The organism is Bacteroidota bacterium, from assembly GCA_016718825.1.
Classification (GTDB): domain Bacteria; phylum Bacteroidota; class Bacteroidia; order J057; family JADKCL01; genus JADKCL01.
Window position 1 is genome coordinate 1 of the sequence record JADKCL010000061.1, and the last position, 20,344, is coordinate 20,344.

Annotated in this window: 21 protein-coding genes, 1 tRNA gene and 1 pseudogene; 9 read left to right on the forward strand and 14 right to left on the reverse strand. The window is 51.1% G+C overall.

Annotated features, from left to right (window positions below; all coding sequences use genetic code 11):
• From IPN95_28780 to IPN95_28805, 6 genes and pseudogenes are all read right to left on the reverse strand, one after another.
• Positions 1 to 986, reverse strand: a pseudogene (locus IPN95_28780) (virulence RhuM family protein).
• A gap of 239 nt (positions 987 to 1,225) precedes the next feature.
• Positions 1,226 to 1,768 (reverse strand): T9SS type A sorting domain-containing protein, encoded by a 543-nt coding sequence (locus IPN95_28785; GenBank protein ID MBK9453312.1) that lies wholly within the window; start codon positions 1,766 to 1,768, stop codon positions 1,226 to 1,228.
• A 10-nt stretch (positions 1,769 to 1,778) separates the two neighbouring features.
• A complete protein-coding gene (locus IPN95_28790) occupies positions 1,779 to 2,615 on the reverse strand; it encodes a hypothetical protein (GenBank protein ID MBK9453313.1) in 837 nt (278 codons plus the stop codon).
• Positions 2,540 to 3,058 carry a hypothetical protein gene (locus tag IPN95_28795; GenBank protein MBK9453314.1) on the reverse strand — a complete coding sequence of 173 codons (519 nt, stop codon included), beginning with the start codon at positions 3,056 to 3,058 and terminating at the stop codon, positions 2,540 to 2,542. Before IPN95_28795 ends, IPN95_28790 begins: the two co-directional genes overlap by 76 nt.
• Positions 3,059 to 3,066: 8 nt before the next feature.
• Complete coding sequence (locus tag IPN95_28800; GenBank protein MBK9453315.1) at positions 3,067 to 3,513, reverse strand: hypothetical protein; 447 nt, start codon at positions 3,511 to 3,513, stop codon at positions 3,067 to 3,069.
• The gene (locus IPN95_28805) at positions 3,491 to 3,805 is read right to left on the reverse strand and encodes a hypothetical protein (GenBank protein MBK9453316.1); all 315 of its coding nucleotides are present in this window, start codon (positions 3,803 to 3,805) and stop codon (positions 3,491 to 3,493) included. Before IPN95_28805 ends, IPN95_28800 begins: the two co-directional genes overlap by 23 nt.
• A 49-nt stretch (positions 3,806 to 3,854) precedes the next feature.
• Between IPN95_28805 and IPN95_28810 the strand changes: the two genes are divergently transcribed.
• The 6 genes from IPN95_28810 (at position 3,855) to IPN95_28835 (ending at position 8,737) form a co-directional block, all read left to right on the forward strand.
• The gene (locus tag IPN95_28810; GenBank protein MBK9453317.1) at positions 3,855 to 4,055 is read left to right on the forward strand and encodes a cold shock domain-containing protein; all 201 of its coding nucleotides are present in this window, start codon (positions 3,855 to 3,857) and stop codon (positions 4,053 to 4,055) included.
• A gap of 185 nt (positions 4,056 to 4,240) precedes the next feature.
• Positions 4,241 to 5,050: a hypothetical protein gene (locus tag IPN95_28815; protein ID MBK9453318.1), complete on the forward strand. Its 810-nt coding sequence runs from the start codon at positions 4,241 to 4,243 to the stop codon at positions 5,048 to 5,050.
• Between the two features lie 144 nt (positions 5,051 to 5,194).
• Entirely contained in the window at positions 5,195 to 5,830 is a 636-nt protein-coding gene (locus IPN95_28820) for an SBBP repeat-containing protein (GenBank protein ID MBK9453319.1), read from the forward strand.
• Positions 5,794 to 7,134: a hypothetical protein gene (locus IPN95_28825; GenBank protein ID MBK9453320.1), complete on the forward strand. Its 1,341-nt coding sequence runs from the start codon at positions 5,794 to 5,796 to the stop codon at positions 7,132 to 7,134. Before IPN95_28820 ends, IPN95_28825 begins: the two co-directional genes overlap by 37 nt.
• A complete protein-coding gene (locus IPN95_28830; GenBank protein ID MBK9453321.1) occupies positions 7,040 to 7,771 on the forward strand; it encodes a PKD domain-containing protein in 732 nt (243 codons plus the stop codon). Before IPN95_28825 ends, IPN95_28830 begins: the two co-directional genes overlap by 95 nt.
• A gap of 33 nt (positions 7,772 to 7,804) precedes the next feature.
• Positions 7,805 to 8,737 carry a hypothetical protein gene (locus tag IPN95_28835; protein MBK9453322.1) on the forward strand — a complete coding sequence of 311 codons (933 nt, stop codon included), beginning with the start codon at positions 7,805 to 7,807 and terminating at the stop codon, positions 8,735 to 8,737.
• Positions 8,738 to 9,006: 269 nt separating this feature from the next.
• On the opposite strand, the gene IPN95_28840 is transcribed toward IPN95_28835, so the two are convergent.
• Positions 9,007 to 10,191: an FAD-binding oxidoreductase gene (locus IPN95_28840; protein MBK9453323.1), complete on the reverse strand. Its 1,185-nt coding sequence runs from the start codon at positions 10,189 to 10,191 to the stop codon at positions 9,007 to 9,009.
• A gap of 513 nt (positions 10,192 to 10,704) precedes the next feature.
• On the opposite strand from IPN95_28840, the gene IPN95_28845 reads away from it, so the two are divergent.
• On the forward strand, positions 10,705 to 11,289 hold the full coding sequence (locus IPN95_28845; GenBank protein ID MBK9453324.1) for a PorT family protein: 585 nt from the start codon (positions 10,705 to 10,707) through the stop codon (positions 11,287 to 11,289).
• A gap of 201 nt (positions 11,290 to 11,490) precedes the next feature.
• Here the strand turns inward: IPN95_28845 and IPN95_28850 are convergent, their stop codons facing one another.
• From IPN95_28850 to miaA, 7 genes are all read right to left on the reverse strand, one after another.
• Entirely contained in the window at positions 11,491 to 11,847 is a 357-nt protein-coding gene (locus IPN95_28850; GenBank protein MBK9453325.1) for a four helix bundle protein, read from the reverse strand.
• Positions 11,848 to 12,001: 154 nt separating this feature from the next.
• Positions 12,002 to 12,085: transfer RNA gene (locus IPN95_28855), tRNA-Leu, on the reverse strand.
• 61 nt (positions 12,086 to 12,146) lie between these two features.
• Positions 12,147 to 12,953 (reverse strand): leucine-rich repeat domain-containing protein, encoded by an 807-nt coding sequence (locus tag IPN95_28860; protein ID MBK9453326.1) that lies wholly within the window; start codon positions 12,951 to 12,953, stop codon positions 12,147 to 12,149.
• A 448-nt stretch (positions 12,954 to 13,401) separates the two neighbouring features.
• Positions 13,402 to 14,505, reverse strand: coding sequence for an Omp28-related outer membrane protein (locus tag IPN95_28865; protein ID MBK9453327.1), 1,104 nt, complete (start codon positions 14,503 to 14,505; stop codon positions 13,402 to 13,404).
• Positions 14,506 to 14,548: 43 nt separating this feature from the next.
• A complete protein-coding gene (locus tag IPN95_28870; GenBank protein MBK9453328.1) occupies positions 14,549 to 15,649 on the reverse strand; it encodes an Omp28-related outer membrane protein in 1,101 nt (366 codons plus the stop codon).
• Positions 15,650 to 15,819: 170 nt separating this feature from the next.
• Positions 15,820 to 16,551, reverse strand: coding sequence for an isoprenylcysteine carboxylmethyltransferase family protein (locus IPN95_28875; GenBank protein ID MBK9453329.1), 732 nt, complete (start codon positions 16,549 to 16,551; stop codon positions 15,820 to 15,822).
• A gap of 100 nt (positions 16,552 to 16,651) precedes the next feature.
• The gene (gene miaA, locus IPN95_28880) at positions 16,652 to 17,563 is read right to left on the reverse strand and encodes a tRNA (adenosine(37)-N6)-dimethylallyltransferase MiaA (GenBank protein MBK9453330.1); all 912 of its coding nucleotides are present in this window, start codon (positions 17,561 to 17,563) and stop codon (positions 16,652 to 16,654) included.
• A gap of 125 nt (positions 17,564 to 17,688) precedes the next feature.
• On the opposite strand from miaA, the gene fabD reads away from it, so the two are divergent.
• A complete protein-coding gene (gene fabD, locus IPN95_28885) occupies positions 17,689 to 18,564 on the forward strand; it encodes an ACP S-malonyltransferase (protein MBK9453331.1) in 876 nt (291 codons plus the stop codon).
• Positions 18,565 to 18,674: 110 nt separating this feature from the next.
• Entirely contained in the window at positions 18,675 to 20,210 is a 1,536-nt protein-coding gene (locus tag IPN95_28890) for a glutamate--tRNA ligase (GenBank protein ID MBK9453332.1), read from the forward strand.
• Positions 20,211 to 20,344 lie beyond the last annotated feature (134 nt).

A 20,344-nucleotide genomic window follows, 5' to 3' on the forward strand; every position in this document is an offset into this window, starting at 1 on the left:
TTCCGCTTCATTGCTATCACCAAAATCACTTTCAAAACGTGCGTCCTGATCGGGCGAAACTGCTCCCAGACACATTCGGCGAGTTGCTTCGCAATTTCCGGTCGCGACTTTGCCTCAAGTCTTTGAGCAACGCATATTCGTTGAATTGCAGAAACCATCCAGCTTTTGCACTCCAATCGGTCTTTCAATGGAATTTGGCGCTCGGCTTGGTTTTCGGCATAGTCGAGGTACATGGTCACGATGCGCTGTAGTTGCTTGATCTCCTACTCTGGGGACAATTCTTGGCAATGGTCACGTCCGATTTCTGGATCTTCCCCTTTGGGGCATTCTTCCAAGTCATGAGGCCCATATTGGGAGCTTCGAACCGCGCACGTTCGGAGACAATCTCAGCGGCAGTCTTGCCTGTGATGGCCCAATGGAGCTTGTTTTGAACTGTCTTGAAGAATTTCCTTGTGATCTCAGCCTTTGGGTCATAGTCGATGCTGCATTGCTCAAAAAGATCTGTGATCTTGAGGTAAAAGCGCCTTTCGCTGGCTCGAATCTCACGGATGCGTTCCAGCAGCTCCTCAAAGTAGTCCTTGCCAAAGCGGCTGCCCTTGCTTCATCCGCTCATCGTCCAGCACAAAGCCTTTGATGATGTATTCTTTCAAGGTTTTCGTCGCCCAGATGCGAAATTGGGTGGCTTGAAAGCTATTGACGCGGTAGCCGACCGCGATGATGGCGTCGAGGTTGTAGAATCTTGTTTGGTAGCTTTTACCATCTTCGGCAGTATGTGCAAAAAATGCACATACTGAATCTTCACCCAATTCGTTCTCAGCGAAGATGTGTTTAAGGTGCTTCGTGATAACGGTTCTGTCCACCCCAAACAGCTCCGCCATGCGTTTTTGTGTGAGCCAGAAGGTCTCACCTTGGTAGATCACCTCCACCCGCATGTGGCCTTGGGCGGTAGTGTAAAGGATGATGTCGTTGCTAGAAGGATTTTCCATCTCTGCTATTCAAATTTTCGTCGAATTCGTTCGCGATCCTTTCTGGTAGACAAATGCCAGATTCAGAAGCAAATATAAGTGAATATATTTAGCAATGCAATAAATAATAGCAAATTAGCCACATCAATGAGACGAAAACAGAAGGCATTGCTGGGGAAGCGATCGTCAACCGTTCAAAATCCATGGATTCATCTTTTACCCGTCCGCTCAGCATTACAGCTGACAGGGGCAGAACTACCCTACTCCACCAAAACCTTCAAAAAATCCATCCGCTTGCCACTCCGAATCTCCAATCCATACATGCCGCTCGCAAGTCCCAAAGCACGCAAATCCAGCTCCGAATGGAACATTCCCCCGCCATGGTTCAAAACACGCGTGGCCAAGACGCGTCCCTGCAAGTCCATCAGCCGCAAGGAAACGGGGCCCGGTTCAGGCAGGTTGCCCTCAATGTTCAACCGTTCATTCGCCGGATTGGGAAACGACTTGAAGGCAGCTTCCTCGGCCAAGGCCGGATCAGGACGCGCTGTGAGCAAGGAATCCCTGCCCCAAGCGTGGGCGACCGTTATGGTGTCGAAGGTGATGCTTGCAGCGTACACCCATTGATCGACGCCGTTGTGGTACCACTGTTCGGAAAATTGCGACTGCGAAATGAGGTCCTGAAAATGGGCAAAACTGCCGTAACGCGTCGAATCGCCCACGACACAGGCCCAGGCTTGCCCGTCGGTGGAATCGAAGGTACATGCACGTACGCCGTTGACCGTGTCGACGCAAGTGCGACGCACCGCAATATAGTTATTCAGCCTGCTGCCCGATCAACCACAAGCTGTCCTCCACAACCTGATCAAAGTCGCGGTCCTTCCAATGCAGGGCAACCGTCGGGTCCTCCACCCCCAGCAGGCCATGAAACAGAGAGGTCTCTACTTCAGGCCAATACATGATGAGCGAGACGTTGTGGGATTGCGCAACATAAGGCAAATGCGCATTGTTGTTGTCCTCCGGGCGGGCATACCAATCCGCATCGGGCGCACCCGAAGCCGTGTAGACCGCCGTGGTACCTACATTCGCCATCCAAGGAAACTGCTGATAACCAATCTTTCCCGGCCAGAAATCCCGCACCGAGGACAAGGTCACCCCGCCACGCTTGAAGACCGAAAGTTGTGCCTGGGAAATGACCGAACTCCGGGACATGAAACCGAGTCTCCCGGCCACAGCTGCGAATGAATCGACGGGGAAAAACGTGACGAAAGCCTTGAGTGTCGCGAAATCGACGTGGTCCCACATATTGTAGTCTTCGATCAAATGCCCTGGTTTCCAAGGCCACGGCAGGATGGAAATAAGCCCCGAACTCCATTGAAATACGATGCGATCCACGTCATTTTGGCTTGCATTGATCGTGAACCCGCTGTCGAGCGTATGCCCCACGGTATATTGCCGGTCTTCGTCAGCGCTCCAGGAATTGATGATGTCGTTCACGGGAATCGAGGAGGTCGAAAGAAAAGCCCCGCAATGGCTGGCATCGCTCGGCATCGGTCCGAGGCCGGTCAGCAGCCATATTAGGTTATTGTGATTGTGGCCGTAGGGGTTGTCGTATTTGCCGTAATAATTGCGCCCTGCGGGAGGAAAAAACACGCCTTGATCATTGGTATAGAGCAGAATATCCTCTTGAAGCAACCGTGAGCAGCGCTCGTCGCCAAGGATTTGATCACGGAATCCACTGCGAAATCGGCGAGGTTCAACAAGCCGGAGAGCGCATAAGGGGCATACACGGAAGAGTTGAATTCGTAGAATCCGTATTGGTTTTTGAGCTCCAGGTAATGCAGGAGGCGATCGTGCAAACTCGAGTCGACGGGGCGGTCAGCACTTATGTGGAGCAGCCAATCCGAAGAAGTCCACATGATCAAATGGTTCTCCGACCAAAAATTCCGGACGGTATCATCTTGGTTGATCCAATAGGGAATCGAATTGAGGGCAGGAAGGAGCAAGCTGTCATACTGCCCATTCGAAAGGAACAAGACCCGCACCAGTTGGACGATGCTAAAGTCGACCACGTTGTTGGTGGTGATGGTCGACACGATGTTGTTCAGCGCAGCCTGATCGACCGGCAGCCCTCGTACGCCTGCACGCAGATGGCATTCGAATTGAATTGGGCGAGGGCAGCATTGTTGTAGGCCAATCTCCGCGCCTCAAACGCCGGATTTTGGCTCAGTACAGATTGGCGGTGCCGATCAGCAGGATCAGCAATACCAAACGCTGCAAATGTGTCGATAGCTTCATAGTGCGATTCACGATATTGGACTACAAGATAGCTTGAGTTTTTGAGTTTTGCGGCATGAGAATGCAGCGAATCAATCCCGGAATTCGCCCCATAGAAGCGCCTTCCCGCCACAGTTTCCGGCTGCTTTCGCTGAGGAAACGAATTCCGCGACGGGTGACCCGGCTTGCGGACGTCGTCGCAGTTAGGCTCATCCACCCATCCCAAACGCGTCCCACGGAAATTGATTGCATTAAAAACCCGGAAAAGGATCAAAAATCACTACCTTTGCAAACAGCCCTTTCGCACCTGCGACGATTGGGCAGGTAAAAGTGCCTTCCAGGAGTGTTCGCAAAATTTGAGTCCAAAAATAATTGATGGCAAAATCACAAGAAACGTTTAGCAAAAAAGAAAAGAAAAGCGCGTTTGAAAACGGCAAGACAAACAATTCAAACGCGAAGAAAACAAGGCAAATCCCAAAAGTCTGGGCTTCAGGATATGATTGCCTACGTGGATGAATACGGAACCTATCCTCAACACCTCCGGATCCATCCAAAAAGAGAGTCATCCGCGCAGAAGACATCGAAATTGGCGTTCCAACAAGGGTCGAGGAAGATCTGGGCACTGTTCGCACGGGCAAAGTTGAATTTTTCAACCATGACAAAGGCTTTGGGTTCATCAAAGAAAATGAGACCCAAGAAAAGTACTTCGTGCATGTCAGCAGCGTTACCTTCGACATTGAAGAAAACGACAAAGTCTCGTTTGAGATTGAGCAAGGCCCGAAGGGCTTGAACGCTGTACGTGTGAACAAGATTTGATCGAAGGAACAGCGCCGTTGCTCGTTCGCTCCGGCGACTGATATACCCCCTCAAAATGCGAAAATCAGGGGCGAATCTCGTCCCTGTAGGCATGTTTTCCGCAGGAAGTTGGTAAATTTTGGCACTAAGTTTGCTCACTTTTCATAGAATTGAGCGAAATTGAAGTTTTAAGTTTACCGATTCCTATGTCCAATTCAAGATCCAACATCCTTCGCAGGATTTCCGCCTGTTTTTTGTTTGTTTCGCTGTCGATGATGACGCTGAGCACATACGCACAGCGAACCAGCACCGGCGTTTACACCAATCTGCAAGATGCCCTTGCCAACAAGGACGAAGTCCTCATCCTCCGGCTTGCCAACCAAAACCTGAAGTCGTTGCCCGAAGCCGTTGGGGAGTTTCGCAACCTTCACACCTTGGAAATCCAAGGGAATCAGATCAGCTCCTTGCCAGCCTCCTTCTCCGGCTTGGCCAATCTCAAACTCCTGAACATCGCGCGCAACAACTTCACGGAACTGCCTGCTTGGCTTTGCCTGACTCCGCGAATGGAAGTGATCGATGCGAGCGACAATAAAATCACCAGCATTCCGGAATGCCTTACAACCATCACGACACTCAAGGAAATCCGGCTCAACAAAAACGCGCTGAGTAACTTGCCCGAAAACATCGGAGACCTCAGTAGCCTGGGGATACTGGACGTAAGCGGCAACAAGTTCAGCGAAGTTCCTGCCTCGCTCGGCAAATTGGTCGCAATCCGTGAACTCTATTTCGATGACAATCAATTCACCGAAGTTCCGGCAGCGATTTGCACCCTGAAATCCCTTCAAAAGCTTTCCTTTTGGAACAACAAAATCGCCGTGCTACCCGATTGTATGGGCAGCCTGCTCAAACTCAAGTGGCTCCGCCTCATGGGCAATCCCATTACCACGGACAAGAAGGAAATGAAACGCATCGGCAAGCTCTTCGAAAAGGATCAGGTGCAGATTTTGTCTGAATAGCACCGGATAAGGGCTTTTTGATTGAAGGGATTTCCGACAATGCTTTCATCAGCAATGCCGAATTCGTTTTTCCGAATGAACGGTGGACCTCCCTCGGAATGTTGGACGTATTTGCCTAATTTGGGTGGACATACGCATTGTTAAATGAAGCGTTTTGCCCTTTCGTCGTTCCTGCTTTTCCTCGGATGGGCCCAAGCTGTTTGGGCGCAACCATTGATTGACTGGGCCCATGGGACGGGGAGCACGGGTATCGACCAAGGAAATGCCATTGCCGTCGACACTTTCGGAAATGTTTTGGTGGCCGGGGATTTTAACGGCAGCCTGGACTTTGACCCCGGACCTGGAATTCACACGCTCACCACGATGGGGGTCGACATGCTGATCGCCAAGTATGATCCGAATGGCAACCTTATGTGGGCGCATGCGATCGGGGGTGCAGGCGTCGATGCGGGAACGGGCATTGCGGTAGATGACAGCGGGAATGTATTCGTCGGAGGCCATTTTGAGCAAACGGTTGATTTTGATCCCGGCCCTTCGACCTTCAATTTCACTGCGCTCGGGGGAAGGACTTTGTGCTGCTTAAGTTGGATCCCAACGGCAATTTTCGATGGGCAAAACAGTTCGGAACGGGCAACCAAGAACTACGTCCTGATATCGCATTGGACGGCTACGGGAATATTCACCTTGCGGCTACTTTCTCAGGGACAATGGATTGCGATCCGGGGCTTGCAACGCTCAACCTTATGTCGGATAACGGTTCCCCCGACGCTTTTGTCGTAAAGCTCACCTCCAATGGGACTTTGATTTGGGCAAAACACTGGGGCGGACCGGGGTCGGAATTGGTAGAAGGCATTGCCTTGGACAGCTTGGGGAATGTTTGCACGACCGGGACCTTTGATGCAACGGCTGACTTCGACCCGGGCACGGGCCAAGCCTACCTCTCCCCCAACGGCCCCTTCAAAGACGTTTTTGTTTCCAAGCTCAATGCGGCAGGTACCTTCGAATGGGCATTTCCCGTGGGTGGAACCGAGCATGATTATGCCTATGCGATCACCTGCGACCTGAACGGTAGCGCCTTGATCTCGGGACACTTCAAAGGGACCGTGGATTTTGATCCCGGGCCTGCCACCGTAAACTTCACGTCCTCCTTTGGAAATCAAGACGTCTTCCTCCTGAAAGTGAATTCGCAAGGGAAATTTGAATGGCTCCAGCAGTTTCCCAATGGCGGAGGATACAGCGGCTCCACTGGAACCTCGCTCCTGACCGACCCATCGGGGAATATTTTCTTCACGGGTACCTACACGGGAAATCTGGATTTCGACCCAGGCCCGGGAACACAAGTCTTGATTTCCAGCAACGGCTATGATATTTTCCTTTTGAAGTTGAATCCTGCGGGCGGACTCATTTGGGTGGGTGCAACGGCAAGCCATATCAGTCCAGACAAGGCGCATGCACTCGCGCTGGACAATGCAGGAAACATTTGCCTGACGGGTTACTTTGGGGGGAATGCAGATTTTGACATGGGACCCGGCATTTACAGCCTGCCCGCCTCCAACAATTTCGACTTTTTCGTTGCCAAATATGGGTTCTGCCAAGCCACGGATACCACCTTCACGGCCCAAGCATGCAGCACTTATACGCTGAATGGGCAGAACTATAACAGTTCCGGAACCTATACGCAAACGCTTCCCAATGTCTCGGGCTGCGACTCCACGATCACGTTGTTACTCACAATTACAGGTGCGACGACGCCAGCTTTGCCTGACCCCATCTTGGGCGATACGACCGTCTGTGCTGGGAATGCTTACACCTACGTGATCCCCGCGGTGCCTGGCGCGACCAGCTATACGTGGACCTTGCCAGGCGGTTGGACGGGGACAAGTGCATCTGACACCCTGCTGGCGATGGTCGATTCCAGCAGCGGCACGGATCAGCGTCATTGCCCACAATGCCTGCGGGAGTTCGCCGGCTCAGACCTTGGTTGTTACCGTGAGTCACCCGCCCGTAATTGCCGGTATCCTGAGCGGGCCCACGACGATCTGCGAATTCACCACGAACACGTATTCCGTTCCTGCGGTAGCTGATGCGCTGGGTTATGTTTGGAGCCTCCCCGGCGGATGGACCGGAATGAGCAGCACCGACAGCATCACCGCGATGGCCGGCAACGCGAGTGGCACCGTTTCGGTTTACGCCTTCAACGCCTGCGGCAATTCGACCGTGCTCAGCATTCCCGTCACCGTCCTGCCCGCGCCCATTCCGCAATTTTCTTCGACGACGAATGGTCTGACGGCAACTTTTACGGACTTGACCAGCGGAGCTACGGCATGGGACTGGACTTTCGGCGACGGGGGAACGAGCACGTTGCAAAATCCGGTGCATACCTATCCCGCTCCGGGAAATTACACTGTCAGCCTTACCGTGATGGCCATTGGTTGTCCGGGAATGATGCAGCAGACGGTGCAGGTGGTAGCCGTAGGCGCCGCAAACGAAGCCGCGACACAAGTTACGGTCTTCCCCAATCCCTCCTCCGGCCGGTTTGTAATCGAAGTCCCCTCTGAAATGCAAGGCGAATTGATCGATGCCCATGGCCGGCGTTTGCTGGCTATCAAATTGACGAGCAGTTCCCATGTTTTGGACTTGGGGAATTACGCGGATGGCGTCTACTTTTTCCGGCTCCACGATGGGAATGGCGCGTTTTGCTTCAAACTCTTGAAGGATTGATGTGGGGAAACTGAAGGCCAGCCAATGCAACCTATGAAAAGACACATTAGCCTCAAAATCATGAATCCTCCGAAATATTATTATGTCCCCCTCTTGATCCTCCTTTCGCTGCTGTTGGCGTGTAATGGACCCAAAACCGCCGAGAAAAACGTGGAAAACGATCCGGTAGGTGAATATCCGGGTGGCGAAGAAACATACCATCCCTTCGATGGCTACATTGACGGGATATTTCGATCATTCTCTGGCGCGCATGGTGGTCAACATTGGCCCACGAAAACCATTGGAAAAGAGAAATGGACCTACAAAAGATTGGAAGTGAATTCTGAAGTTGCTTTTGTAGAGTTCCAAACTGGTCAATCCTTGCACAAAAGGAAGTTTGGGCTTGTAAATGATACGCTTGTATATGCCGAAGAGGAGGATTTTTTTTTACCTGTCGATACCGGCGATGTATGCCGTTACAGTTACGTCATCTTCCAAGATACGGTAGTGGCGTTTACGGCCGAGTGTACCGGTGATTTGGAAGAGAAATCGGAGGCGGTGAAAACCGCTGAGCTATTCAAAATGTGGCAATCCCACCAAGCCAATTTCAATCAATTCAAGGCATCCCTTGGATTTGATGGTGTCAAGGATGTGGCTGCCATGGAAATCTATCTGGACTTTTGGTTGGGATATGAATCCAATATCTGGCAGTACCTGAATGCGGACACTCCCTTGAAAATCACCACTTCCTACAGTGATCAAGCAATGGAAGACAAGGTGATCCTGTGCAAAACCGAGGAGGAAAAGCGAAATTTCTTCACCAACGCGGAAAAAACAAGGGGAAAATCCACGCTCGTCAGCACGTTTGGCAACGAAGCCGTTTTTGCATGGAAGTCACCCCACAAAAGAGTCTATCTCAAAGAACTTATTTTCTCGGAGAAAATGGTGCTGTTGGAGGTCAAGTTGTTCGATATTTTAGAGGAATAGCGTTCCAGCGCAAATCAATAGCGATTGCAGCAAGATGGCAATGGATTTCAAAGACCATTTGAAAAGGTATTCGAATCAGAACATTTGCCCATTGGCCGATTTTGGAATTCAGCAGACAATTCCGAGACGATCGGCAGCAAAAAATCTGCCTGCAACCTGTGAAAGCTGCCATTTCCAGCAGTATAGACGGAGCGGGGCGGTTTACGAATCCGCACCGGCGGAAGGATTTAAGGCTGATGATGGCCTTTGTGAATGACTTGCAACGCGCCTCAAAGCGCAGTTGACATTCTGTCAAACGCAAAGAGTTCAGCATCGCGATGCGTTTTGCCACGGATCGCATCACAAATGATTTCCGCGGCCACAGTGCTAAACGTGATCCCATTCCCGCCAAATCCCAAAGCGAAATATGCATTCGGATATTTCGGAAGTGTACCGATAAAAGGCAATCCATCCTTCGTTTCAGCAAACGTCCCGCACCAAGCAAAATCCAAATAGAAGGGAATCTCTGGAAACAATTTTTTAAACCTCTTCACCAATTGTGTTGATTTTCTAGGCAGCAACCGATCACGCCTCCGAGGGCTGTAGAAAGGCTCATCCTTCCCCCCTACCAGAATACGGTTGTCGGGCGTTGTCCGAATATAGAGATAAGGCATGGCCGTTTCCCAAAGCAAGCAGGTATTTCGCCACAGTTGGCTGGGTTCAACGGGCTCGCTCACAATGGCATACGTGGAATGCAATTGGGCAATCGGCTTCTCGATCATGTCGAGGGCCTCATAACCCGTTGCATAGACGATCTTATTGCCCGTAATCGTGTAGCCTTCAGTCGTTGTGAGCTGGATTTGATTGTCTATGTTCCGAATGCGTGCAATGTCAGTATTGTCCACGACCATCAGGCCCATCGCTTCACTCACCTTCAGTAGGCCATGCGCGAGACGATAAGGATCCACTTGTGCAGCTTTTGCGGAGAGCAGGGCCCCGGAAGTCTTGATCCCATAAAGCGCCCGCACTTCTCGGGAAGAAAGCTGTTGCAATGCAATGCCCATCTGCTGACGCGCCGCAAATTCTTTTTCGATGATCTCCATGTCTCTGCGACGGGAAGCATAATATAAGCTTTCGCGCTGCTGGAAATCGGCCTGTATGCCTTCCTTTTTGCAGATTTTTTCGAGCGTGTCGATCGCATCAATGCAAGCCTGATAACTGCGTTGTGCATGATCCAAACCCACATACTCCGTCAATTTGTACAGCGGCGTATCGATCTCATATTGCAAGAGCGCCGTACTTGCACAAGTGCTGCCCATGCCTACACAACGGCGGTCCACGACGACAGTATCAATTCCGGCCTTGCATAGCTGATACGCCACGAGGGCACCCGTGATGCCACCCCCCAAAACAATGACATCCTTTTTGATGTCCATTCTGGCACTTGGAAAGCTATTCGCAAACCCATTTCTCATCAACCAAAAGGGATTTCCCGAACTGAGATCCATAGTGCTTTTTATTGACCTACGGTGAAAATTGGGTTTAGTTGGGCTGAGAGCCGTTATAAAACGTTGCGAATAGCAATGGTTTGATGCCACGGGTATCCTTCGGAATAGGCTTGGAGCGCGAGAGGAGGCGTGAGGGGGCTTGTTTGTTGCTCCTCTCTCACATTCCGGCTGTTCAATTACGCTCCGGGCTCGCACTGAAAAATCCAGACGATGACCAGATTCTTTTCACGCGTCGGGACAAAATTCGAACCCATTGTGGGCTGATTTAGGCCAGGTGATGGCTTTTGTAAAGAATATGAAACGATGAGACAATTGATAGCGCCCTTAAACGACAATTCTCTGGAGGAATGAAGGCAGATATGGGAAAGATGTAACTCACAACCGGAATTACACAACATTCCCATCAGAGAAAGGTGTGAACATTGCATTGAGTTCAAAATTCGCCTTGGCTACCTGAGGCTACACTCAATTGGAAACTTTATGAAACACTATCTCATTGCTATCGTTGCGCTTTTGCTCACGACTTTTACCGTTCAAGCGCAACATGCCCATTTTGGCCTCAAAGGTGGCTTGAATGCTTACACGATTCTGGGGAATCAGAATGCTAATTTTGTTCCCAAATTCAGTTATCACTTCGGTGTATTGACCCATATTCACCTGGGAGAGAAATTTGCGCTTCAACCGGAAGTCGTCTATTCTGCACAAGGTGCCAGATTCGAAGGCAGCAGCCTAGACTTGCGACTGAAATACATCAATGTGCCCATCCTTTTTCAATACATGTTTGCCGATGGCTTCAGGGTGCAAGCAGGCCCACAATTGGGTATCTTGGCGAGTGCAAAAACCGAATACAACAAAACCAAAACGAACGTTCGGGATGAACTTCATGGCGCCGAACTCGGCGTGACCGTGGGTATGAGTTATGTCAAACCCTCCCTAGGACTTGGTTTTGACATCCGATATAACCAAGGCCTTACCAATATCCTAGCATGGGGCCCCTACAATTCCTTCAACAGCGGAATTCAGTTGGGCATATTCTATGTTTTTACCCACCAATCCTCAAAATGATAGGAGTTGATCAGCGTTCGGGATTGGTTCGTTGGTCAGCTTCAACACTCCGCCCTCATACTGAAAAAGCCGGCAGAGCCGGCTTTTTGTACACGCGGTGGGACAAAGTTCGAACTCACTATGGGCTGATTTCGGACTTGTGATCGGTTTTCTGGATAACCTGTTACGAGATGGCAACCGAACCACGTGAACAGTTTCCCGTCACGAGGCAACCTCAAGCTTCTTGATCAAGGCAAACAAAATCCGCGACAATTCATCAGACTCGAGATAAAATTTCTCGAAGTCAGGTTGCCCAATTCGGCTAGCATCCTTCAAAATATCAAAAATGGCAGCAACCTCGAAAACTGAGCTTCGAGCAATTACAAAAAAGTTTCGCCGATCCTTTTGTGAGAAGCGACCAGAACCTTCGGCGATGTTCAAGGCAATGCTCAACGAGGATCGCCGCAGTTGATCACGTGTTACCGAATCAACCGTCTGATTGGAAACAAGCCAACGTGTGATCTCAAGATGAAAAACCTTGGATCTTTGATAAATAACGAGTTTCTCGAAGTCGAACATTTGCCTTGGAGGTTAAAAAGTGGCGTGTCAGTAAAACAAAAAGAGTGAGTTTGAGAGTGAGAGCGAGGACAGAGTGAGTGAGAAGTTTCGTTCGTCGTCGAACTCGCTTCGCTCCTTCTCCTCCTCTCTCACACTCCTCACTCACTCTGTCATGTACCCACGGAGGGACTCGAACCCCCATGTCAGTGAAGACACTACGACCTGAACGTAGCGCGTCTACCAGTTCCGCCACGTGGGCATTTTGTGGAGGGCAAAAGTAACTTGCAGTTTAGAATTGTGCAAGCTCCCTAGACCGATTCTCAAAAATAAATTTTGCAATAGGGCAACTTCGCTTGGATCGCCGCATGCTGCTTTGGGGTGATTTTGTTTTTCTTCAAGTCCAATTCCTTGAGGTTCTTCATTCTTGTGATTTCACCGGGGAGGGCTTTCAGGCGGTTGCCGCGCAGGTTCAAGACCTTCAAATTTTCGCAGTAGGCGATCGAATCCGGCAATTGCCCGATCATGTTGAAGCTCAGGTCCAGGTACTCCAGGTTTTTCAATTCGCCAATGCAGGCCGGAACTTCGGTGATGAAGTTGTAGGAAACGTCGAGGCGTTTCAGGTTTTGCATTTGGTTGAGGCTCGAAGGCAGACGCTCCATTTGGTTGACGCTCATATGGATTTCCTCCAGGCTTGCCAATGTACCCGCTTCGTAGGGAATGGCCTTGATGAGGTTATTGTTGAGCTTGAGAATGCGCAAGTTGGGCAGGTTGCCGATTTCCTTGGGCAAGCCGCCGATGCGGTTCCAGCTCAGGTCGATCTCCTGCAACGACTGACAATCGTCGACATTCTTGGGGAAATTGCCCAGCAAGTTTTTGAATCCGGTGATGTATTGGAGGTTGGGCATCTGAAAAACCGCATCCGGCAATACCGTGAGTTTGTTTTCGCTGAAGCTGAATTCGAGGCAATTTTTAAAAATGGCGAGGTCTGTGGGAATCTCGAACAATTCGTGCATCGAGAGGTCGAGCCGTCGCACCATATTCGCCTCCTGACGGGCAAGGTTGATGCGGGTATAACGCGGATAGGCCTGCAACTGATTGCGGGTTGTAAGGTCTATTTGGGCTGACATCGCCAAAGGAAACGCAACAAGAAGCAAGAGGAACGTGATTTTTGAATTCATGTATGCTAAAATCTGACCATTCGGCTGCCGAATCGGAACTTTTGAAACGCTGCAATCAAGCAATTTCTTCGACCAAACACCAAAAAAAATATACGGTTTTAGCCGGGGTTGGTTGTGGAAAAGGTCAAGGCGGGGGATTGTCTGTATATTTTTCTGGATCAAAGGGGAGGTAGCGTCGTTGGCACTTGCACTGTGTTTTGGGCGCAGAATGTGCATTTTAGCGTCTTGGCGCTCACACCGCATTTTGGGTGGCGCCGCACGCAACTCGAACGTTATCTTGAACTCAAACTCAAACGGGGATCACCGTTGCGCGCGCTTAAACCGTTTTCGCTTTCGTGAAAACTAAAGCAGCCTCCAAAGGGAGGCTGCCAAGAGTTGCGAATTTTTAAAGTTTTGCTCAATGCGCGACCAAAATGCGCTTGGACATTGACTTTCCAGCCTCTGTCACCACGCGCACCAAGTACATTCCGTTGTCCACGGAAGCGCCGGCGCCATTTTTGCCATCCCAATAAAGGGTATGGATGCCTTTTTCCGAATGACTGTCTTCCAGTGTGACAATCTGCTGACCCAGCATATTCAGAATTTCGACACGTGCAATTCCAGCCTCTTCGGTGGAATACACGATCTTCGAGCGATCGGTCAAGGGATTGCCGATAATCTCAAGGCTAGCCGCATTCGAAGACATGGAAGGCGCACCAACGATCAAAGTTGAAAGGAAAAACTCCTCCCCGTTCAAGATTTCGCGGTCACCCATACCTGCGCCATCATAACGACCGACATAAGCGATCAATTCAATTTTGGACGCATCAAAGTTTCCTGGAATCGTGTAGGTAAAGGTATGGTTCACGCTTGAACCGAAATTGACGGTATTGGGAATCAAACCTGCCAACCCCCAAGCGCCTTCGACGTAGTCACGGGCGACATGGCGATGCACAAAACCCACAATCGGGTTACCTGCACCTTGATAAGGGTGTCCGGGTGTGCCATTGTCTGCATTCACTTGGTTGTAACCTGCGCCAGTGCCGGTTACCTCGTCTTCGACGATGATCAGGTTGATGCGCATGTCGCCGCTGAGTGGCGCCGTAAACAAGGCGCTGACATCGGCGGTGATCTGACGTGTTTGGGCATTGTAATCGACGCTGTCAAAAGCAACGGTCACGGAGCCTGCACCCTGCAATTGACTGCTCATGGTGCTGTTCCAGCTGCCTCTGCTGATCAATGCGCCGCCACGGTTGAACAATGCTTGCGGATAAGCAGGCGTGTAAAACGCAGCCAAATCCACGCCGTCGGTCATTTCCATTGCATCGCCGTCGTGTACGGCAACCATCAGCGCTTCAGGATAATCATTGTCCATCACCTCGGCACGGTAAGCGCCATCGGCGCAGTATTGGCACCAAGCACCGGTAAATTCTTCAAAGACAACCTTCTTGATCGAAAATTGTGCAAATGTTGGGCCGGCCAATGCAACGGCCAACAAGGAAAGGAGTAGTTTCTTTTTCATATTCTCGTTAGAACTTTCGTCCGAATAATTTGAGTCGTACCTATTAATGTGCAACCATCACACGCTTTGAAATGGAAGCACCGGATTCGGTGCGCAAGCGCAGCAGGTACAAGCCATTTGCCAAAGGAGTTCCGGAGGCATCTGCACCATCCCAATAGACGCTGTGCATGCCGGAGTTGGTAACATCATCGGCCAAGACGCTGATTTTCTGACCGGAAAGGCTGTAAACTTCAAGTTGAATGCGGCCGGATTCGTTCAGTGAAAAACCGATCGTGCTGCGCCCACTTACCGGATTGGGTGCAATTTCGAGGCTCAATCCATCTTCCAAATTGGAGGGATTCAACGCGGTAGCAATCGAAAACGGTACTTCCTCTGCATTCAGAAAACGGCGTTGATTCATTGCGGAACCTTCAAACATACCTACCAAACCGATGATATGCATGTTGTTGATGTCCCATTGCGAAGAAAGCGTAATGGCATAGGTTTTTGTAAACTCTTGTCCTGCAGTGACACTCGACGGAATCACCCCACCGGTTCCCCAAGCATTACCGCCGGCTGCACGGAAGACGTGATTGTGAACATAGCCTTGGATCGGATTGCCCAAACCATAAAAAGGACTGCCTACCGTGGTATTAAAATAGTTGACCTGATCAAAGCTTGCGCCTGTGCCGGTGACATCATCCTCTGTCAAATAGACATTAAACCGCATACTGCCTGTGAAATCGGTCAGGAAGGTCGCCTTCACTTTGGCAGTCAATACCCGTGTTTGGAAATTGTAACCTGCGCTGTCGATCGAGACGGCAACCACCGGGGTAGCTTGAAGGGCCGAATTGACAGCCGAAGCCCATGATCCTCTGCTGATTGGCGCACTGTTGCGGTTAATCGTGGCCTGTGGGAATGCTGGATTGTAGAAGTTGATGATCAGACTTCCAGGAGCATTTTGCATCCCGTCGCCGTTGTGCACCGACACGCCGATAGCGTTGGATTGGGTCGTGAGAATATCATCCAAAATGCGTGCACCATCAGGGCAATAGCCGCACCAAGCGCCCGTAAATTCCTCAATCACCACCTTTTGGACTGTCTGCGCCGTGGCAAACTGCATGCACGCGAGCAAAGTGAAGGCTAGAAGTAGATTTTTTTTCATTTTACCTTGTTAATTTCCAATTGATTAAGCGGCATCGCGCTCAAAATGTGAAGATAACAAATCACAACCAATTTCCAATGCGGAATTCGATGTTGAAACCTGAAAAATCTACTGTTGTCGCCCCGAAGGCAATCCGGAGCATTTGCCGTGACTTGCATTTCAGGCTGGATTCAACGCTTTTTCCATTTCAAAAATGGAATTATCATGGGCACTTCTGCTTGATAGCGCCGGTACGCATCCCCAAATCGGTCCACAAGATCCCGTTCCTCAAAGTGAATGCCGATCAGAATGTAAGCGGTCATTACTTCGGCGAAAAAAAGGTGGTCATGCGTCATCACGGGAGAGAGCCAAAACATCAACAACATTCCCAAATACAGAGGATGACGTACCAATCGGTAGGGTCTCGGGATAGACAAAAGCTCTGGTTGAGGCGGCTGATCCCGGAGAATGCGGATGACGGAACGCACGCCGATCAAATCCAATCCGTCCATGGCCAACCCTGCCCAAGCAATGACAACAATTCCAAGGAATGCGCCTGCATGCAGGAAATAGCCGCCCACCGTGCCGCTCAGGTCATACAACGGCGGACTCAACGGCGACCACAACAATGACAGCGAAAACAAGACAAATCCTGAAACCATGACATAAAAACTGCGCTCGAGTTCGGCAGGCATCAGGCGGATCAGAATTCTCTTGAAGGATTTGCGCGCCATGAGACTGTGCTGCACGCCAAAAGAAACCAACAGCACTAAATTCAGCGGCATGCCGCCCCGAAACAGGTAATATTCCTTGAAGGTCTCCGGAAACTGAAAATCCCACAAAAGCAACCCGAATGCAGCCATTCCCAGCAACCCAATGATCACAGCAAAGACGGAAAATTGTAGAAACAGGATTTTGCGCATGAGATGAAAAAACAATTGAGGCTTGAAGGTAGTCGAATTTGCCCAGAGTCCATCGCTTCGAAATCGGGCGAATGCCAAAATTTCCAGCGTATTTTTGGCTCTATGGAAGCAATCCACCACTATAGGCATCCATTTCGGCGAATGCATCCGGCGCAAACCACTTCAAGTCTTCATAACGCCGAAACCAAGTGAATTGGCGCTTCGCATACCGCCGCGTGTTGCGTTTCATGAGCCGTACCGCCTCTTCCCAATCGTATTCGCCGCGCAAAAAGCCCACCATTTCACGGTAGCCGAGGGATTCCAAGCCTTTGCAGTCCAATCCGAAGGCCTCTCCCACCCTTCGGGTTTCCTCCAACATTCCCGCTGCAAGCATCGCCTCCACACGCTGCTCGATTTTGGCGTACAGCAATTCCCGCGGCAGCTCCAATCCGATTCGAATGTCTTGCCAAGGATTTTGCCGCAGCTTCTCCCCTTTCCTGAACTGCGAAATCGGCATTCCTGTTGCCCGCCAAACCTCCAATGCCCGGATGATCCGCGCCGGATTTTGCCTGTCGATCACAGCCCAAGTCTCTGCATCGGCCGCAGAAAGCTCCGCCTGCAATTTTGCCAGTCCTCCCTCCGCGGCAGCCTCGGCATTCAATTGCAGTCGAATCTCCTCCGGCACCTCCGGCATTTCGTCAAAACCCTCCCAAACTGCCTGAAAATAGAGTCCGGTGCCGCCCACGAGGATCAAATGCCGGTAATCCTTGAACAGCTCGGCCGCCAATTGGTCAAACTGACGGGCAAATTCGCCGGCATTGAACTGCGCATCGGGAGGCAAAATATCGATCATATAATGTGGCGCCAATGCCCTTTCGACCAACGTTGCCTTTCCCGAACCAATGTCGAGGCCTTGGTAGATTTGCACGGAATCGGCCGAAATGACCGGGCATTGCAGGCGTTGCGCGAGGTGCAGCGCGTAGGCCGTTTTGCCCACGCCCGTGGGGCCGACGATGGAAATGAGGTGCTGCATGAACCCGAATTTGCCTAGTGAAGTTTCAAAATGGAAGCCCTATATTTGCCCTCCGAAAACAGGGTACAAAAATAGGCCATTTTGGCTGGGATTGGCCCTCAAAAAGATCGAAAATCTAGGTTCTGATGAAAACTGCACTCGTATTTCCCGGACAAGGTTCTCAGGCGCCCGGCATGGGCAAAGCCCTTTATGACCGTTCGCCAGCCGCCAAGGCGCTGTTTGACGCCGCGCCGGGCATTCTCGGATTTGACATCGTCAAAATCATGTTTGAGGGTACCGAGGAAGAACTGAAGCAAACTTCGGTCACGCAGCCTGCCATTTTCATCCATTCCGTGGCCGTCGCCCTTACTGGCGGATTTGAAGCCGACATGACCGCAGGCCACTCCCTCGGCGAATTTTCAGCCTTGGTTGCAGCCGGGGTTTTGACCTTTGAGGAAGGCTTGCATTTGGTGAGCATCCGGGCGAATGCGATGCAAAAGGCCTGTGACGCAGCACCGAGCACCATGGCTGCCATCGTCGGCATTGACGATGCAGTCGTCGAGCAAGTCTGTGCGTCGATCGACGACATCGTCGTGCCTGCCAACTACAATACGATCGGACAATTGGTGATCTCCGGCTCCGAATCAGGGGTCGACCTCGCCATCGAAAAGGCCAAAGCCGCAGGCGCCAAAATCGCCAAACGCTTGGTTGTCAACGGTGCCTTCCATTCGCCGTTCATGCAGCCCGCCGCCGAGGAACTGGCAAAAGGCATCCATGCCGCCAACTTCAAGAATGCACAAATCCCTGTCTATCAAAACTTCACGGCATTGCCCGAGACCGACAAGGAAAAGATCAAGGCCAACTTGATCGCCCAACTCACCGGTCCCGTCCGCTGGACCCAAACGGTGGAAAACATGATCAAGGACGGCGCCGGCAAATTCATCGAATGCGGCCCCGGCAAAGTCCTCGCCGGTTTCATCAAGCGCGTCGATAAAACCCTGCTTACTGAAAACTTTGATTGAGTTAGCAATGAGCAGTTGGCAGTTAGCAGTTTCTTCTTTTCAACTGCTAACTGCTACTTACTAACTGCTAACTAAAATTCGCCTCCTTCATTCTCCATTTTCAATTCTCAATTCTCAATTCCTTGAAAGCTGTCCTTCGTTACGCCCCAAGTCCTACCGGCCCGCAACATATTGGCGGATTGCGCACTGCGCTGTATTGTTATCTTTTGGCCCGCAAGTTGGAAGGCGAATTGATCTTGCGCATTGAAGACACCGATCAAGGCCGTTTTGTGCCGGGCGCGGAAGAATTCATCGTCAAAGCGCTGAAGTGGCTCGATTTGGAGTTTACCCAAGGCGTCCACGTGGGTGGTCCGCATGCGCCCTACCGCCAAAGCGAGCGCAGCGAATTGTACCAAGGCTACGCCAAGCAATTGGTCGAGGGCGGCCATGCCTATTATGCCTTTGATACATCCGAGGAATTGGAAGAAATGCGCGCAAAATTGGAGGCTGCGGGCATGGAAAATCGTGGCTACAACTACGTCACGCGCATGAGCATGCGCAACAGCCTCACCCTGCCGGCCGACGAAGTCGCCCGCTTGGTCGCAGACGGCACGAATTGCGTGGTGCGCCTCAAGGTTCCCTCCAAAATGGACATTCGCTTTCACGACGAAATCCGGGGACCACAACACTGGCATAGCAGCAATGTCGATGACCGCGTATTGCTCAAAAGCGATGGCTTGCCGACCTATCACCTCGCCAACGTCGTCGACGACCATACGATGGGCGTGACCCATGTCGTGCGCGGCGAAGAATGGCTCAGTTCGACCCCGACCCACGTGTTGCTGTACGAAGCCTTTGGATGGACGGCGACCATGCCCAAGTTTGCCCACCTTTCTTTGCTGCTTGACCCCAAGGGCCGCAAGCTCAGCAAGCGCAACGCCGGCGAATTCGGGATTCCGATTTTCCCCTTCAATTGGTATGACGAGCCCTCCGGAGAAACCTGGGAAGGCTACCACGACTTGGGCTATTTGCCGGAAGCATTGTTGAATTACATTGCCTTACTCGGCTGGAACCCGGGAGGTGAAACAGAAATCATGTCTGTTCCGGAAATGATCCAATTGTTTTCCCTGGAGCGTTGCCACCACGATGGCGCCCGCTTTGACATGGCCAAACTAAAGTCGTTTCAAGAGCATTATTTGCGTTTGAAAACGGATGCCGAATTGGCAGCTTTGGCAAAACCAGCCGCCACGGAAGCTGGCTATACGGTGAGCGACAGCTATTTGCAGGCCATTGCGCCGCTGATGCGCGAGCGCATTGCGTTTGCGCACGAGATGGTGAGCCACGGGAAATTTTTCTTCGAGGCGCCGGCCGCGTATGACATGGGCTTTGCTGCCAAGAACTGGAAACAGCAGAGCATTGACCTGCTGACCGAATTCCTGCCGCGTTTGGCGGCTTTGGAGCCTTGGAATACGCAGACGGTTCACGACCTTTTCCATGCCTTCGTCGCTGAAAAAGCCGTCGGATTTGGCAAGGTGATGGCACCCCTGCGTCTTGCACTCACCGGCGTATCCGCAGGCCCGGGTTGCTTCGAAATCTCGGAAGTGATCGGCAAGGCAGAAACCCTGCGCAGGATCCAATCCGCTTTGGATCATTTGCCTGCCCAATAAAAATGAAAGCCGGAGAAGTTATGGAACAAGAACTTTTCAACCCCGCCAACGTTTAAACGCTAAGGCTCAAAAAGCTCAATAGAAAATTCTTTTCACTGTTCGCTTTTCACTTTTCACTCATTTGGCAAAGGATA